This is a genomic window from Nocardia rhizosphaerihabitans (assembly GCF_014646295.1).
Lineage (GTDB): Bacteria > Actinomycetota > Actinomycetes > Mycobacteriales > Mycobacteriaceae > Nocardia > Nocardia rhizosphaerihabitans.
Genome location: NZ_BMNE01000002.1, coordinates 768,947 through 785,456 on the forward strand (window position 1 = coordinate 768,947; position 16,510 = coordinate 785,456).

At 68.5% G+C, this 16,510-nt stretch carries 18 protein-coding genes; 7 read left to right on the forward strand and 11 right to left on the reverse strand.

From position 1 onward, the window contains the following. Positions 1-85 precede the first annotated feature (85 nt). Positions 86-703 carry a DUF8020 domain-containing protein gene (locus IEY60_RS09995; protein ID WP_189026353.1) on the reverse strand — a complete coding sequence of 206 codons (618 nt, stop codon included), beginning with the start codon at positions 701-703 and terminating at the stop codon, positions 86-88. Positions 704-864: 161 nt separating this feature from the next. Between IEY60_RS09995 and dapE the strand changes: the two genes are divergently transcribed. From dapE to IEY60_RS10025, 6 genes are all read left to right on the forward strand, one after another. Then, positions 865-1,959 (forward strand): succinyl-diaminopimelate desuccinylase, encoded by a 1,095-nt coding sequence (dapE, locus tag IEY60_RS10000; protein WP_189026355.1) that lies wholly within the window; start codon positions 865-867, stop codon positions 1,957-1,959. Between the two features lie 36 nt (positions 1,960-1,995). After that, positions 1,996-2,799 (forward strand): LOG family protein, encoded by an 804-nt coding sequence (locus IEY60_RS10005; protein WP_189026357.1) that lies wholly within the window; start codon positions 1,996-1,998, stop codon positions 2,797-2,799. Continuing rightward, positions 2,796-3,350, forward strand: a complete 555-nt coding sequence (locus tag IEY60_RS10010) for an LOG family protein (protein WP_189026359.1) — start codon at positions 2,796-2,798, stop codon at positions 3,348-3,350. Before IEY60_RS10005 ends, IEY60_RS10010 begins: the two co-directional genes overlap by 4 nt. Before the next feature lie 12 nt (positions 3,351-3,362). Then, a complete protein-coding gene (locus tag IEY60_RS10015; protein ID WP_189026361.1) occupies positions 3,363-5,129 on the forward strand; it encodes a long-chain-acyl-CoA synthetase in 1,767 nt (588 codons plus the stop codon). Between the two features lie 173 nt (positions 5,130-5,302). Beyond that, positions 5,303-6,139, forward strand: coding sequence for a dihydropteroate synthase (folP, locus tag IEY60_RS10020; protein ID WP_229739681.1), 837 nt, complete (start codon positions 5,303-5,305; stop codon positions 6,137-6,139). Further along, positions 6,136-7,074, forward strand: coding sequence for a glucosyl-3-phosphoglycerate synthase (locus IEY60_RS10025; RefSeq protein ID WP_189026363.1), 939 nt, complete (start codon positions 6,136-6,138; stop codon positions 7,072-7,074). The genes folP and IEY60_RS10025 overlap by 4 nt, the downstream gene beginning before the upstream one ends. A 21-nt stretch (positions 7,075-7,095) precedes the next feature. Here the strand turns inward: IEY60_RS10025 and IEY60_RS10030 are convergent, their stop codons facing one another. The 9 genes from IEY60_RS10030 to sigE form a co-directional block, all read right to left on the reverse strand. Further along, positions 7,096-7,596, reverse strand: a complete 501-nt coding sequence (locus IEY60_RS10030) for a DUF6640 family protein (protein WP_229739682.1) — start codon at positions 7,594-7,596, stop codon at positions 7,096-7,098. A 1-nt stretch (position 7,597) separates the two neighbouring features. Next, on the reverse strand, positions 7,598-8,191 hold the full coding sequence (locus tag IEY60_RS10035; protein ID WP_189026366.1) for a TetR/AcrR family transcriptional regulator: 594 nt from the start codon (positions 8,189-8,191) through the stop codon (positions 7,598-7,600). 91 nt (positions 8,192-8,282) lie between these two features. Continuing rightward, positions 8,283-9,359, reverse strand: coding sequence for an XdhC family protein (locus tag IEY60_RS10040; RefSeq protein ID WP_189026368.1), 1,077 nt, complete (start codon positions 9,357-9,359; stop codon positions 8,283-8,285). An 85-nt stretch (positions 9,360-9,444) separates the two neighbouring features. Further along, entirely contained in the window at positions 9,445-10,017 is a 573-nt protein-coding gene (locus IEY60_RS10045) for a hypothetical protein (protein WP_189026370.1), read from the reverse strand. Between the two features lie 116 nt (positions 10,018-10,133). Next, a complete protein-coding gene (locus tag IEY60_RS10050; RefSeq protein ID WP_189026372.1) occupies positions 10,134-10,991 on the reverse strand; it encodes a hypothetical protein in 858 nt (285 codons plus the stop codon). Positions 10,992-11,173: 182 nt separating this feature from the next. Continuing rightward, positions 11,174-11,587, reverse strand: coding sequence for a Sec-independent protein translocase protein TatB (gene tatB, locus IEY60_RS10055; RefSeq protein ID WP_189026374.1), 414 nt, complete (start codon positions 11,585-11,587; stop codon positions 11,174-11,176). Between the two features lie 33 nt (positions 11,588-11,620). Next, complete coding sequence (locus IEY60_RS10060; RefSeq protein ID WP_189026376.1) at positions 11,621-13,156, reverse strand: S1C family serine protease; 1,536 nt, start codon at positions 13,154-13,156, stop codon at positions 11,621-11,623. Between the two features lie 10 nt (positions 13,157-13,166). After that, on the reverse strand, positions 13,167-13,541 hold the full coding sequence (locus IEY60_RS10065) for a zf-HC2 domain-containing protein (protein ID WP_189026378.1): 375 nt from the start codon (positions 13,539-13,541) through the stop codon (positions 13,167-13,169). A 59-nt stretch (positions 13,542-13,600) separates the two neighbouring features. Continuing rightward, complete coding sequence (gene sigE / locus IEY60_RS10070) at positions 13,601-14,266, reverse strand: RNA polymerase sigma factor SigE (RefSeq protein ID WP_229739683.1); 666 nt, start codon at positions 14,264-14,266, stop codon at positions 13,601-13,603. A 374-nt stretch (positions 14,267-14,640) separates the two neighbouring features. On the opposite strand from sigE, the gene IEY60_RS10075 reads away from it, so the two are divergent. After that, a complete protein-coding gene (locus IEY60_RS10075; RefSeq protein ID WP_189026380.1) occupies positions 14,641-15,273 on the forward strand; it encodes an O-methyltransferase in 633 nt (210 codons plus the stop codon). Here IEY60_RS10075 and glgC read toward each other — a convergent pair. Next, on the reverse strand, positions 15,270-16,487 hold the full coding sequence (glgC, locus tag IEY60_RS10080) for a glucose-1-phosphate adenylyltransferase (protein WP_189026382.1): 1,218 nt from the start codon (positions 16,485-16,487) through the stop codon (positions 15,270-15,272). The two genes, IEY60_RS10075 and glgC, sit on opposite strands and share 4 nt — an antisense overlap. Positions 16,488-16,510: the final 23 nt, after the last annotated feature.

Here is a 16,510-nt window from a genome sequence, read left to right on the forward strand (position 1 = left end):
CGGGGAATTGTGTCGGCCACCCCCGACGCACACGGGTGCGCGGGCAGAATCGCCCGCGCACCCGTGTGGTGTTGCTCGCCTCGGGTCAGGGCTGGCCGGTGGCGAACGCGATGACGGAGTCCAGGAATTCCTGGCCACCCATCACGTAACCGCCGATCAGCATTCCGGCCGGGATGGTGATCAGCCACAGGAACGGGAAGAACGCGCCGATGATGCCGCCGATGACGATGCCGGGCAGATTCTTGTCGACCTGCTCCATGAGCCGGTCGTAGGAGCTGATGTCGCGCAGACCCGCGACGTCCTGCAGCTTCGCGGTGTCCTCCTGCGTCATCGACGCGGCCAGCGTGACGGTGCGGCCGTCCTCGCTGATCTGCGGGGTGACCGCGATCGGCAGCCCGGCGACCTCGGAGCGCAGCGGCGCCTGGTCGACGGTCACGCCGTCCTCGGTGCGCAGCTGCACCGCGGAGCCGTCCGCGGCGAGCACGAACCGGCCGCTGTCGACCGCCCAGGTGATGGTCTTGTCGGCAGGCGACACCGCGGTGGTGTAGTTGATGCCGTCGGCAACCCCAGAAGTCGCGCCCCCCGAAGCCACTACGGCAGGCTGCTCGGTCGCCACGGCGGGCCGACCGTTGGCGGTGGCCGCGGAAATCCCCATCGCGGTGATCGCCAGGAATGCAGCGGTAGTGATCTTTCCGAACTTCATTTCGTGTGAACCCCTCCGTTTTCCGGCTGCCCGGATATTGGCAGCACGAGAACGCCAACTCGGCGCAATTCGACTGCCACACAAGGGGGTTCATCGTCAAACAATCGCAATATTTGCCCTTGATTCGCTCCGTCGACCGGCGTCCGTACTACTGTCGAGAGGTGACTTTCGATTTGCATGCCGACCCCATTCAGCTGACGGCCGCCCTGGTCGACGTCCCCAGTGTGTCGCTGGACGAGGTCAAGATCGCGGATCTGGTCGAGCAGGCATTACGGGAGCAGACCACCGGGTTCGAGGTGCTGCGGCACGGCAACGTGGTGCTGGCGCGGACCCACCGCGGGCTGCCGACGCGGGTGATTCTGGCCGGGCATCTGGACACCGTGCCGATCGCCGACAACGTCCCGAGCCGCCCGGACACGGTGGACGGCGAGCCTGTGCTGTTCGGTTGCGGCACCGTCGACATGAAGTCCGGCGACGCGGTGTTCCTGCACCTCGCGGCCACCATCGCCGAACCCGCGCACGACCTGACGCTGATCTTCTACGACGCCGAGGAGATCGCCGCCGAATTCAACGGACTCGGCCGTATCGAACGGGAACTGCCGGAGTGGCTCGACGGTGATTTGGCCATCCTCGGCGAACCCTCCGGCGGCTGGATCGAGGCCGGGTGCCAGGGCACGCTGCGGGTGCGGCTGAGCACCGCGGGCGTGCGGGCGCATTCGGCAAGGGCCTGGCTCGGCGTCAACGCGATCCACGGGCTCGCGCCGGTGCTGGCCCGGTTGTCGGCCTACGAGGCGCGTGAGGTCGACATCGACGGTTGCGTGTACCGCGAGGGCCTGTCGGCCGTGCGCGTGTCCGGCGGGGTCGCGGGCAATGTGGTGCCCGATGCCGCCGAGGTGGATGTGAACTTCCGCTTCGCCCCCGATCGCACGGTCGAGCAGGCCATCGCCCACGTGCGCGAGGTGTTCGACGGGCTCGACGTCGACTTCGTGGTCACCGACTCCTCACCCGGCGCGCTGCCCGGCCTCACCGCGCCCGCCGCGCGCACCCTCATCGACTCGGTCAACGCGCACGGTGGTGGCGGCGTCCGGGCCAAGTACGGCTGGACCGATGTCTCCCGCTTCGCTGCCCGCGGCATCCCCGCCGTCAACTTCGGTCCCGGCGACCCCAATCTGGCCCACAAGCGCGACGAACACGTCCCGCTGAGCCAGATCACCGCTGTCGCCGCGATGCTGCGCACCTACCTGTCAGCCCGCTGACGACTGCCGGTCAGGCGGACCCAGTAGCGTGGGGGTATGTCTACCGATTCCGCTGATCAGGCTGGGAAGGTCAAACCCACGGCGAAGTTCCGTGGGCCGGTGATGTTCCGGCGGGATCGCAAACCAGGGATGCGGACCGCGGACCGGAACCTGCTCGACACCCGGCAGGACAGCGACTGGGTACACACCGATCCGTGGCGGGTGCTGCGGATCCAGGCCGAATTCGTCGAGGGATTCGGCGCGCTCGCCGAGGTTCCGCCCGCGGTCACCGTGTTCGGTTCGGCGCGCACGGCGAGCACCGATCCCGAGTACGTGGCGGGCAGGGCGATCGGAGCCGCGCTCACCAAGGCCGGTTTCGCGGTGATCACCGGTGGCGGACCTGGCGCGATGGAGGCCGCCAACCGCGGGTCGTCGGAGGCGGGCGGCTACTCGATCGGGCTCGGCATCGAGCTGCCGTTCGAGCAGGGCCTCAACGACTGGGTCGATCTCGGCATCAACTTCCGGTACTTCTTCGTGCGCAAGACGATGTTCGTGAAGTACTCGCAGGCCTTCGTCTGCCTGCCGGGCGGCTTCGGCACCCTCGACGAACTGTTCGAGGCGCTGACCCTGGTGCAGACCCGCAAGATCACCCGGTTCCCGATCATCTTGTTCGGCACCGCCTACTGGTCGGGTCTGGCCGACTGGCTGCGTGATTCGCTGGCGGGTTCGGGAAAGATCGCGCCCGAGGACCTCGACCTGCTCCAGCTCACCGACAGCGTCGACGAGGTCGTGCGCATCATCCAGGGCGAGACCGGCAATCACGCGAACATCGAGCGGCTCGGCACCGAGGACAAGTGGTGAGCGCGCCCTACTCCGTCTGCGTCTACTGCTCGGCCAGCACCACCGATCCCGATCTGATCAGCCTGGCCGCGCGCGTGGGTACCGAGATCGCCCGGCGCGGTTGGCAACTGGTCTCCGGCGGCGGTCACGTGTCGATGATGGGCGCGGTCGCCACCGCAGCCCGCGCGGGTGGCGCGCACACCGTCGGGGTGATCCCGAAACATCTGGTGCACAAGGAAGTCGCCGATGTCGACGCGGGCGAGCTGCTCGTCACCGACACCATGCGTCAGCGTAAACAGCTGATGGAGGCCCGCTCCGACGCGTTTCTCGCGCTGCCGGGTGGGGTCGGCACGCTCGAGGAGTTCTTCGAGACGTGGACCGGCGGCTATCTCGGCGAGCACGCCAAACCCGTTGTGGTGCTGGACGCGAACGGCTTCTACAGCGGGCTGTTCCGCTGGATCGATGAACTGTACGAGCGCGGAATGGTGGCGCCGCACGCGCGCGACCGCATCACCGTGGTCGCCGACCTGCCCGCCGCATTCGCTGCGCTGAACCCGGCTGCGGCCGGCTAGGAGAGATTCGACGTGAGCAATGACGCCCGCTCGACCGTGAGCGTTTTCGACCTGGCCAAGGCGCTGCCCGGGATGGCGCTGGACGCGCCAGGCATGCTGCGCAATGCGCGCGGAATGCTGGTGGGGCCCAAGGCCAAAGCCTCCATCGGCCTGTATTTCCAGCGGGTCGCCCACCGCAGGCCCGACCGCGTGTTCCTGCGTTTCGAGGGCCGCTCCTACACCTATCGTGCCGCCAACAGCGAGGTGAACCGGTACGCGGCAGTGCTTTCCGCGCGCGGGGTGCGGCGCGGCGACGTGGTCGGCGTGCTGATGACCAACCGGCCGGAGACCCTGTTCACGGTGCTCGCCGTGCTCAAGCTCGGTGGCAGCGCGGGCCTGCTCAACTACAACCAGCGCGATCAGGTGCTCGCGCACAGCATCGGCCTGCTCGACAGCGTGCTCAACGTGGTCGGCGAGGAATGCGCCGAGGCCCTGGACTCGCTGCCCGAGCCCGCCGCGAACGTGCTCACCGCCGAGGAACTCGCCGAATCCGCCCGCACCGCACCCGATGCCGACCCGGCCGTGTGCGCCCAGGTCACCGCGGGCGAGCGGGCGTTCCTGATCTTCACCTCCGGCACCACCGGCCTGCCCAAGGCCAGCGTGATGACCCACTATCGCTGGACCAAGAGCATGGCCGGGCTCGGTGGCCTCGGCGTTCGGTTGCGCGCGGACGACGCCCTGTACTGCTGCCTGCCGCTGTATCACAACAACGCGCTCACGGTCGCGCTGTCGGCGGTGCTGGCGGGTGAGGCGACCTATGTGCTCAGCCGCAAGTTCTCGGCGTCGGGATTCTGGGACGAGATCGCCCGCGAGCGCGCGACGGCGTTCATCTACATCGGCGAACTGTGCCGGTACCTGCTCAACCAGCCGGTGCGGCCCGCCGAGAAGAACAACCGGGTCCGCCTCGCCGTCGGCAACGGTCTGCGGTCGGAGCTGTGGGACGAGTTCCGCAGGCGGTTCGGGATCGGCCGGGTGGTCGAGTTCTACGGGTCGAGCGAGGCGCCGCTGGCGTTCGTCAACGCGTTCGGCGTCGACCGGACCGCCGGACTGTGCCCGCTGCCCTACGCGGTCGTGGAATACGACGACGAGACCGGCAAGGCGCGGCGCGGCAGCGACGGGAAGCTGCGCCGTGTGCGCTCGGGTGGGGTCGGCCTGCTGCTGGCGAAGGTGAACGACCGCCAGCCCTTCGACGGCTACACCGACAAGAAGGCGTCGGAGTCCAAGCTGGTCCGCGACGGCTTCAAGAAGGGTGATTGCTGGTTCGACACCGGCGACCTCGTCCGCGATCAGCACTTCTGGCACATCGCCTTCGTCGACCGGCTCGGTGACACGTTCCGCTGGAAGGGCGAGAACGTGGCGACCACGGAGGTCGAGGGCGCGCTCGACCACGACGAGAACATCGAGCAGGCCGTCGTCTACGGCGTCGACATCCCCGGCACCGACGGCAAGGCGGGCATGGCCGCGGTGACCCTGCGTCCCGGCGCGGAGTTCGACGGCAAGGCGCTGGCGGCGACGGTCTACCAGCGGCTGCCGATGTACGCGATCCCGCTGTTCGTGCGGGTGGTGGCGGAGCTGGAGCAGACCTCGACGTTCAAGAGCCGCAAGGTGGAGTTGCGCAAGCAGGGGTATGCCGTGGACGGGGACAGCCGGCTGTACGTGCTGTCGGGTCCTGCCACCGGCTATGTGCCGGCCTACGACGGGTACGCGGCCGACGTCGCGGCCGGTCAGGCGCCGCGGTAGCCCGGAACGCCCCGCGATAGCAAGGTAACGTCTGATTTCGCATGAACATGGGTAACTCGTCGGGCACGCCCGAACCCCGACCAGACGCACAACCGCCTGCCCGGAGCACCAGCAGAAGCGGTGCTGAGTCGTCGGCAGAAGTCGCGGTTACGCCTACCTTTTGCGGGCGGGCAGTGGCGACCGATCGTGCCCTGGTGATGGCGATCGTGAATCGCACCCCGGACTCCTTCTACGACCGTGGTGCGACATTCAGCGACGAGGCCGCCATGGAACGCGTGGCCCGCGCCGTCGACGAAGGCGCTGATCTGGTCGATATCGGCGGGGTGAAAGCGGGCCCGGGCGTCACGGTCGACGCCGTCGAGGAAACGCGGCGGGTGGTCCCGTTCGTCGCGGCGATCCGGGCGAAGTATCCCGACCTGTTGATCAGTGTGGATACCTGGCGCAGCGATGTCGCGCGGGCCGCTGTCGGCGTCGGCGCCGATCTCGTCAACGACACCTGGGCAGGCGCGGATCCCGACCTGGTGCACGTGGCCGCCGAAACAGGCGCCGGCATCGTCTGCAGTCACACCGGCGGGGCGGTGCCGCGCACGCGCCCGCATCGGGTCCGCTATGCCGATGTGGTGGCCGAGGTGACGGCGACGGTTGTCGCCGCGGCGGAAAATGCGGCGGCCGCGGGTGTGCGCCGGGACGGCATCGTGATCGATCCCACCCATGATTTCGGAAAAAACACCTATCACGGGCTCGAGTTGTTGCGCGGAATCGACGGTCTTGTAAATACCGGATGGCCAGTCCTGATGGCACTGAGCAACAAGGATTTTATCGGGGAGACTTTAGGTGTCGGTCTGACCGAAAGGGTCGAGGGCACATTGGCGGCGACCGCATGGTCGGCCGCCGCGGGCGCTCGAATCTTCCGGGTTCACGAAGTCGCCGAAACGCGGCGGGTCGTGGACATGATCGCCGCGATCCAGGGCATCCGGCCCCCCGCACGAACTCTGCGAGGTCTGGCATGAAAATCCAACACCGCGAGCCCGCCTGGGCCACCACCCACACCTGGGACACCCCCGATTGGACGGTCGGCGAGCTCGTCGCCGCCAAGGGGGGCCGCACCGTCTCGGTGGTGCTGCCCGCGCTGAACGAGGAAGACACCGTCGCCGAGGTGGTGGCCAGTATCCGGCCGCTGCTCGGCACGCTCGTCGACGAACTGATCGTGCTCGACTCCGGTTCCACCGACGCCACCGCCGCCCGCGCCCGCGCGGCAGGCGCCGAGGTGTTCACCCGCGAGGAAGCCGTTCCCGAACTCGAGCCGGTCCCCGGCAAGGGTGAGGCGCTGTGGCGCTCGCTGGCTTGCACGACGGGCGACCTGATCGCCTTCGTCGACTCCGACCTGATCGACCCCGACCCGGCCTTCGTGCCCAAACTGCTCGGCCCCCTGCTGACCATGCCGGACACCCACCTGTCAAAGGCCTACTACCGCCGCCCGCTGCGCCAGGGCGAGTCCGTCGACGCCAACGGCGGCGGACGCGTCACCGAACTCGTCGCCCGTCCGCTCCTGGCGGCCCTGCGCCCCGAACTCTCCCAGGTCCTGCAGCCCCTCGGCGGCGAGTACGCGGGCACCCGCGAACTCCTCACCGCCGTTCCCTTCGCCCCCGGCTACGGCGTCGAGATCGGCCTGCTCCTCGACACCTACGACCAGCTGGGCATGGACGCCATCACCCAGGTCAACCTGGGCGTGCGCACCCACCGCAACCGCCCCCTGGCCGACCTCGGCGTCATGAGCCGCCAGATCCTCGGCACCGCCCTCGGCCGCAGCGGCGTCACCGACTCCGGCGCCGCCCTCACCCAGTTCCCCATGATCGGCGGCGAATTCATCGCCCACTCCACCGAGGTCTCCCTCGAAGACCGCCCCCCGATGAAAACCCTTCGCCCCGAACAGGTCGCGGCGTAATCCACCGCACCGGGCGCCTCGTCACCTCGACGAGGCGCCCGTCTGCTGCCCGTGTTGCGGGTGGTCGCCTCTGCTACCTTCGCGACCGGATCGCCATCGATGAAGACCCGAGCACGGGTTCACGAGCAAGGCGGCGGTGGCCAAGATGACCAGCAGGACCCCGGCCAAGAGGACCTGCGGGTGGAGGCCGAGCAGGGATGGGTTGTCGAATTCTGGGTCCTGGATGGCGGTCCCGGGGAACAGGAAGGCTGCCAGCAGGCCCAGCCAGGGGGTGGCGAGGAGGGCGCAGGATGTGCGGATCCGGGAAGGGGTGGCGCCGCCGGGGCGGAGTAGCAGGAGCAGGGCCAGGCCGCCGAGCAGAATGGACATGACGATGTATTGGGCGTCGTGGAATTTCGCGTGTGGCGGCCAGGCGTCGTTGTGTAGGTGCTGTTCGGCGCCGGCCGGAATGACGAAATCGGCCAGTAGCGCTCCGAATACGGTGACGACGGCGACCAGGATGGCGAGCAGGCGTGCGGTCATGTCACGAAGGTCCTTGCTGGTGTGGGGTTTTCGTGGAGCGGCAGCGCAGAAAGTCGTCGACGACCGCGTGCACGTAGTCGAGGTCGAAACTGCGATGGGCGACGAGCCGGCGAAAGAACAGGGGGCCGTGCAGTTGATCGACGGCCAGGTCGACATCGAGATCGGGGGGCAGGTCACCGCGGGTGACGGCATCGGCCAGGATCGAGCGCACGACCCGGGTGCCCGACCGGTACAGCGACTCCTTGACCTCCGCGAATTTCGGGTCGACTGCGGCTCTTTCGATCAGCACTCGCATCGCCTGTTCACTGGCCGGCTGGTGGAGCATCGCGCGGGTGCCCGTCAGTTCGGTCAGGAGATCGGCGCGCAGATCACCGGTCGGCGGTGACTGCGCGCGGGCGATATGCCAGGTGATGGTGGCGCGCACCAGATCGGTCGGTTCCGGCCAGAGGCGGTACAGCGTGGCCCGGCTGATCCCGCTGCGCATCGCGACGGCGCCGTGCGTCAGACCTGCCAGTCCCTGTTCGACCAACAACTCTCTGGCCGAGGCCAGCGCGGCGTCGCGACTGCGCACTGTTCGGGGATCGGGTGGGCGCACGGAACCTCCCTGCGATACAAGATGTTTCATAACTGTGAAACAAACTGTATCGAAGTGCGGTCGGTATGTACAGAGATCCAGGCGGTTCCGGCTAGGGGCGGCGGTGGATCGGGCCGTCGAGGGCTGTCAGCGGCTGCGCCGTGGCGCCGGTTCGGTCGGCGAGGATTTGGGCGAGGATGGAGATCGCGGTTTCTTCGGGGGTGCGGGCGGCGAGGTCTAGGCCGAGGGGGCTTCGGATGCGGGAGATTTCGGTGTCGGGGAGGCCTAGTTCGTGGAGGCGGTGGGTGCGGTCGGTGTGGGCTCGGCGGGAGCCCAGGGCGCCGAGGAAGGCTAGGGCGGGGAAGTTGAGAGCCGTTGTCAGGGTGGGGATGTCGAATTTGGGGTCGTGGGTGAGGACGCAGATGACGGTGCGGGCATCGATGCGGCCAGCTTGGTGCTCCGCGGTGAGGTAGCGGTGGGGCCAGTCGACGACCACCTCGTCGGCGGCGGGGAAACGGGCTGGGGTGGTGAAGGTTTCGCGGGCGTCGACGACGGTGACGTGGTAGCCGAGCTGGGAGGCGGCCACGGCGAGGGCGCGGGTGTAGTCGTTGGCTCCTGCCAGGATCATGCGGGCCGGGGAGCGGAAGACCTGGACGAAGGTGCGTGGGCGCGTCGCGGCGGCGGGGGTGCAGTCCTGGGCGCCGATCAGGCCGTTGTGTCCTGCGGTGAGGAGTGCGGCGGCGTCCTGGTCGAGGTTGCGCCATGGTTCGATCCGGCCGGGGTGCAGGAGTTTTCGATCGGGGGTGGATTCGAGCGTGGTGGCGTAGGCGACGGGCTGGTGCGCGGTGAGGGCGGTGTGCAGGTCGCGTAGCAAGGGGAGGTCGGAGTGGTCGAGGCGTTCGACGAAGACTTCGATCTCGCCGCCGCAGGGCAGGCCGACGGTGAATTCGTCTGCCGCGGCGAAGCGTTCGGTGCTCGCGTGGCCGTCGAGCAGGACCTGTCCGGCGGTGGTGACGACCGCCGATTCGACGCAGCCGCCGGAGAGCGAACCGATGACCCGCCCGTCCGCGGTGATCGCCATCGCCGCGCCGGTGTCCCGGGGACCGGCACCGGTCCGGTCGACGACTCTGGCCAGCGCCACCGGCTCACCGGGAAGCAGATCGAGCACCTGCCCGAGCAGATCACGCATCGCGCACCGGCCTTCCCGCGGCCACCGTCCACGGGTCGTGGCCGTCGTGACCAGCCTAGCTACGGCACAGCATGCGCGCGCGGGGTCAGTCGAGGATTTCGCGGTGCTGGAGCCCGCCCGGCGCAGCGCCGTCGTGGAAGAAACCGCGGAAGATCTCGGCGGCGTGCTCGGCGGTGAACACCTCTTCGGGATAGACGTAGGTGTCGTCGTCACCGTGCGGCACGTACACCGTGGGCAGGCCGAGCCTGCTGCCGGGGGAGCCGAGGGTGTAGCGGCGGGTGACGTGGTCGACCGTGATGCGTAGCTGCAGGGTCATCGCGTCGGCCGAGCCCGCGCACCGCAGGGCGAGATCGCCGCGCGCCGCGCTGACCGTCGCGGTCACCTCGGTGGCGGGCATCGGCTCCGGGAGCACGGTCAGATCGAGTGCGTAGCGCTGATGACCGTCCATCCGGCGCAACGGGCGCAGAAAGCTGTCCACGTCCTCATGCGGGCCGATGAAGACCTTCAACCGGTCGCTGTAGGTGACGCGATGCGTGGCGACGACGACCTCGGCGGCGGCCGGCTCGACATCGAACGGGGGGACGGGCCGTGGATCCGGCGTGCCTGCCGCGCGGACGGGCAGAACCCGGCATGCGCTGGCCTCGGGAGACGAGAACATGTGACGCTCACCTACTCACACTCGGTTACTCGCTAGCAATCTAACCATCGCGGACAGTTTGTGAACCATAACAGTAGCGTGATCGAGATCACAAAGTGTGGCGAGTTTAGATGTATCTATGGACGAACCCGGGTCGTAGCCAACCTAGGGTCGGTTTCATGCCGATAAACCGGGGTGAGTAGGTCGGCGTCGACAGGTTCGCCGGTGGTGCGGTCGTACCGGACCGCGATGAGTACCGAGAACAAATGCGTGCTCGCGCGCTCGTGCAGGGTGGCGAGCCGGGTCGCCAGCAATCGGATCGCACCCAGTGAGCCGGGCGGATGCAGGCCGTCGATCAGCATGATGCTGCCGCGCCGGTCGGGGCGGGGAAGCCGGGCCAGGTAGGCGATGTCGTGCGGTTCGGTGCCGCCGGGGCGGTACACGCGGCGCGCTGCCCTGTCCTCGATGCCGCGGCGGGTGTCGCCTGCCCGGGTGACGGTCCGGCGCAGCCGTGGATCGGCGACGACCAGCTGACGCAGGCTGGGGGACAGCTCGGGGCCGCCGAGGATCACCAGGCCGTCGCGATTGAGGTCGATCGGCCTGCCGGGCAGGAAGGTCTCCACGTTCGCCACGAAGCCCAGCTGGCGCAGCAGCTCGGCCAGGCGCTGAGCGGCCGCTGGGTCGGGTGCGCCGAGTAGCCTGCCCGCGCGGACCTCGGGAGCGAGCACGGTCAGCGAGCCGTGCCCGAAGAACAGGCCCTCGGGGACCGGTCCCTGCGTGCTCACCTGGTGGATGCGCGCACGGGATAGTCCAGCCGCAGCGCCGATCCGGGCGAACGTCCAGCCCTCGGCATGGAGTTCGCGGATCACGGCGCGCCTGATCCTGGTGAGTTCGTTGATGGTCTGCTGGGCAGCCGCCACCCCGTCGGTGGCTGCTTTGAGTCTCTCGACCTTGTCCTCGATCGCGAAGACTCGTGCCACGTCATCGGCCGACATGTGCGAAGTCTAGACAGCTCGACAGCATTCCGTGTCTATATCGGTTTACATCGAACTGTCTTGCAGCACAACGGTAATCATGTTCGTCTTGGCGGCAATCACAATATTTCGAGGTAGCCGAGGATATGCGGAGGCTCTGCGACCCTGTGGCAAATGCCGACCGTGCGGTGTTTTTCGCCTGTTTACGTCGCGTCGAAGTCGATCGGGGGACGCTCGTTGCGGTCCAGCGGCTTCGACAGCGAGGGCGAGGCGCCGGGCATCCCGCTGCTCGTGCCGAACAGTTGCTGCTTGTCGGGCACCGCGCTCTCCAGATCGCGCAGCACCGAATCGTCACCGCCCAGCAGGTGCTTGGTGACCGCCGCCCGTGGGCTCATCCCGCGCAGTTCGTTCAGCTCGGCCAGCGGCTTGCGCAACTCGTCGAACTCCGGCCCCAGTTCCTGCTTCAACTGGGTGGTGGCCCCACTGGCGTAGTCGCGAACCTGGCGCAGGGAACGCGTGGTCCAGCGGACCGCGCCGGGCAGGCGCTCCGGGCCGAGGATCACGAGGGCGGCGACGAGCAGGATCATCATCTCGCTCCACCCGATGTTGCTGAACACGATCCCAGGTTACCCGGCGCGCGTCGGCCCAGCTCAGTCGGATTCGAGGGTGACCGGCACGTCCACCTGCCTGCCATCGCGGATCAACTGCACGTTCACCGTCTCACCGATCTTGTGCGACTGCACGGCGACGACCAGCTCGTCCGGACCGGTGACCTCACGGTCGCCGATCTTGACGATCACGTCGCCCTCGACGATGCCCGCCTTCGCGGCCGGGCTGCCCGGGGCCACGTCGGCGACGGCGGCGCCGCTCATCACCTCGTTGGCGACGGTCTTGGTGCGCGCGCTCAGGCCGATCACCGGGTGGTGCATCTGCCCGTCGCGGATCAGGGCCTGGGTGACGGTGGTCATCACGTCGACCGGGATGGCGAAGCCGAGGCCGACCGAACCGCCGGTCTCGCTGCGGATCGCGGTGTTGATGCCGATCACCCGGCCCTCCATGTCGACCAGCGCGCCACCGGAGTTGCCCGGGTTGATCGCGGCGTCGGTCTGCACGGCGTCGATGACGGCGTTGGTGTCGCTGCCCTCGCCTGCCAGCTTCACGGGGCGGTGCTGGGCGCTGACGATGCCGGAGGTGACGGTCTTGCTCAGGCCGAGCGGGGAGCCGACGGCCAGCACGTCGTCGCCGACCTGCACCTCGGCGGACCTGCCGAGGGTGGCCACGGTCAGGTTCTTGGCCTCGACCTTGAGCACGGCGAGGTCGGTCTTGGGGTCGCGGCCGACGATCTGGGCGGGCACCCTGGTGCCGTCGGAGAACTGCACCTGGATGGCGGCCCGATCGGACTTGTCGGTCGCGGCCATCGAGATCACGTGGTTGTTGGTGACGACATAGCCCGCGCCGTCGATCACGACGCCGGAACCGGTCGCGCCGTTGTCGCCGACGGTGACCCGGATCGAGACCACCGACGGCAGAACGGCATTGGCGACGGCGGCGATCCGGCTGTGCGGCTCCTCGATGCCCGCGCTCTGGTCGAGGGTGACCTTGCGCGAGGTCAGTGTCGAGGCGGTCTCGGCGCTGATCCGCCCGACCAACCCGCCCACGACGGCGATGCCGAGCGCGAGCGCGGCGAGCAGGGCCAGCGCCTTGGGTGCGACGCGGGAGCCGAACAGCACCTCGCGGGCGGTCAGCTTGGGGGCGACAGGCAGACGTTCGGGTTCGGGCGTCTCCACGGCGGGCGCACCGAGGCGCGCGCCCGCGGCCGGATCACGCCACGGGTCTACCGGACCGGCGATGACGGGTCGCTGCTCGGCGGAGCCGGGTTCGCGCTGCAACAGCTCGTCGGAGCCTTCGGGCCGGGCGAACGCCTCGGCCAGCACGCCGTCCGGCGGACGCTGGGTGACCAGCTGATCGGCGTCGGGGGATTTGGCCTGCTGCTGCGGGTCGTGCGGTGCGAACGAGCCGTTCTGGCCGTTCGGGCGGCGGAAGGCACGCGCGGTATGGCTGTCGATGTGCGGCCGGTACACCGGACGCGGGCCGAGGTTCGGCGCGTCCGACGGCCGCAGGTTCCCCCGGTCGGCCGCCGAATCCGCGTGTTCGGTCGATCCGGAATTCGTCGATTCGCCTGTCACGTCCGAGACTCTACTTGCGACGCCAGGTTGTCCACCGGGTCGCGGTGAAGGAATCGGTGATGAATCCGAGAATTGCCTCGTTACGGCGCGGCGGTTCGGGCGTGGTCCCCGGCAGTTCGGCCAGCGGGATGCGGGTCAGGCTGTCGTGCAGGCTGCGCGGCACGGCGACTTCGGCGGCTCGGCGCAGCGCGATGCGCGCCTGCTGCTGGGCATCGACCTCGGCCGCGCATTCCGGACAGACCGAAAGATGCTGGGCGGCGCGCAGATACGCGTTCATGCGCAGTTCGCCGTCGACGTAGGCCGCGATCGCCTCGCTGGCCAGGTGCTCGGTGGGCTGAAAGCGCGGGGTACGACCACGACCTGAGGCACTGGGGTCCACGCTCATGCGGAGTTCTTCCTTCCGACCGACATCAACCGAGAGGCCCGGTGCTGCCGAGAACGACATCACCCTGCGTAGGCGTCAGCGGAGTACCGCTGCTCAGTTCCATTATGCGCAAGGTAGTCGCGCAGTGCCTGCCGCCCGCGATGGATCCGGCTGCGCACGGTGCCCAGCTTCACGCCGAGCGTCGCGCCGATCTCCTCGTAGGACAGGCCCTCGATGTCACACAGGACCACCGCGGCACGGAACTCCGGCGCCAGTGAATCCAGCGCTTTCTGCAGGTCGGGGTCGAGGCGCGCGTCGTGGTAGGACTCCTCGGGAGTCGGACCTTCGGCGGGGACCCGGTCGTAGTCGTCGGGCAGCGCTTCCATGCGGATGCGGTTGCGGCGGCGGACCATGTCGAGGAAGAGGTTGGTGGTGATGCGGTGCAGCCAGCCCTCGAAGGTGCCGGGCTGGTAGTTCTGCAGTGAGCGGAACACCCGGATGAAGGTCTCCTGGGTGAGGTCGTCGGCATCCTGTGCGTCGCCGGAGAGGCGGTAGGCCAGCCGGTACACCCGGTCGGCGTGTTCGCGGACCAGTTCGTCCCAGGACGGCATGACGGTGCGGTCACCGGTGGCGTCGAAAGCCGCGGTACCGGTGAGTTCGGCTTCGAATTCCGCATCGTCGGCGGCGGTGAGATCGGTCGTGAGAGTCTGATCGGGCAGTGTGGCGTGACGCGCCGTGTCTACCATCGGGATGGGACACCTCCTACTCGGGACCGCTGGCACGAAACCTCGCCGGTCCGGGTCGACGAACCTTGCTAACGGAATCAACCAGCAACTGTGTGAGGTTGTTCCCGCGTCTCGTGCCCGCCGCGATCGGCTGGCCTTGCGTAGGGCAACTATTTCCTGCCCCGATATGGGGCAGATGTGGAGATCCTGAGTGTGTCCTGAGAATCCTCGCCCGTGCCGACCCTAGCCCCGCCGACAAAGGAAAAGCAGCAGTTCCAGGCCTTTCGTGACCTTTCCGCAAACTTCCGGCAATTGTGTGATGTGTGTGCGACACATCGTCGAACCGGCGCATTCGCTGAGTACACAGACCCCTTCGGTGGCCTAGCCTCTTAGCTGTGGCATCGAACGTGGAGCGGAACCTGGCCTATGTGGAGGAGTCCGTCGTCGAGGACGACGTCCTCCTGGATGCGCGCGAGCGGGCCACCGAGCTGGGCGCCGTGCCGGTGCCCGCTTCCGTCGGTGCGGTGCTGAGCATGTACGCGCAGATGCTGGGCGCCCGCGCGGTCGTCGAGGTGGGCACCGGCGCCGGGATCAGCGGATTGTGGCTGCTCGACGGCATGCGCGAGGACGGCACGCTCACCACGATCGACTCCGAGCCCGAGCATCAGCGCGCGGCCAAGGAGGCCTTCCGCACCGCCGAGATCCCGCCGGCGCGCACTCGGCTGATCAACGGCCGCGCGCTCGACGTCTTACCCCGGCTCGCCGACGGCGCCTACGACCTCGTCTTCGTCGACGCGGCCCCGATGGAGCACCCGCTCTATGTCGAGCAGGGGGTCCGGCTGCTGCGCGAGGGCGGGGCGATCATCCTGCACAACGCGCTGCTGGGCGGTCGCGTCCCCGATCAGAGCCAGCGCGATCCGGCCACCCAGGCGGTGCGCGCGGCGACCAGGGCGATCGCGGAGAATCCCGAGCTCACCAGCGTGCTGATTCCGATCGGCGACGGCCTGCTCTGCGCCTCGCGGGGTTAACCGACCCAGATTCCCTTGCCGACGGTGACCACGCCACCGTTGCTGACGGCGAACCGTTCACGGTCGCGGTCCAGGTCGACGCCGATGATTTCCCCCTCGGCGACCACCACGTTCTTGTCCAGGATGGCGTGGCGCACCACCGCGCCCTTGCCGATCCGGACACCGGGCATGAGCACGCTGCCCTCGACGGTGGCGCCGTCGTCGATCATCACGTTCGAGCTGAGCACCGAGTTACGGACGGTGGCCGCCGACAGGATCGAGCCCGCGCCGACGATCGATTCCTGGGCGAGGCCGCCGCGGGCGAACTTGGCGGGCGGCAGGTTCTCCGCGGCGCCGCGGATCGGCCAGTGCTTGTTGTAGAGGTTGAACACGGGGTGCACCGAGACCAGGTCCATGTGCGCGTCGTAGAAGGCGTCGATGGTACCGACGTCGCGCCAGTAGCCGCGATCGCGCTCGGTGGCGCCGGGCACGTCGTTGTCGGCGAAGTCGTAGACGGCGGCCTTGCCCGCCGCGACCAGCGCCGGGATGATGTCGCCGCCCATGTCGTGATCGGAGTCGGAGTTCGCGGCGTCGGCCCGGATCGCGTCGACCAGCACGCGGGTGGTGAACACGTAGTTGCCCATCGACGCGAACGTCACGTTCGGGTCGTCGGGCGTGCCGGGCGGGTGCGCCGGCTTCTCCAGGAACTGGGTGATCTTGCCCGACTCGTCGGAGTCGATGCAGCCGAACGCGCTGGCCTCGCTGCGCGGCACCCTGATGCCGGCGACGGTGACCCCGGCGCCGGAGGCGATGTGGCTGGCGACCATCTGCTCCGGGTCCATCCGGTACACGTGGTCGGCGCCGAAGACGACGATGTAGTCGGGATCCTCGTCGTAGATCAGGTTCAGCGACTGCATGATCGCGTCGGCGCTGCCGGTGTACCAGCGCGGACCGAGCCGCTGCTGCGCGGGCACCGGGGTGATGTACTCGCCGGTGAAGCCGGACAGCCGCCAGGTCTGCGAGATGTGGCGATCCAGCGAATGCGACTTGTACTGGGTGAGCACGCACAGGCGCAGATAGCCCGCGTTGACGAGATTGCTCAGCACGAAGTCGATCAGCCGATACGCCCCACCGAAGGGAACCGCGGGCTTGGCCCGGTCGGCGGTGAGCGGAAATAGGCGCTTGCCCTCGCCACCGGCGAGCACGATCCCGAGTACGTGCGGCTGGCTCCTCACCCTGTCAAAGTACAGGCTGGGCG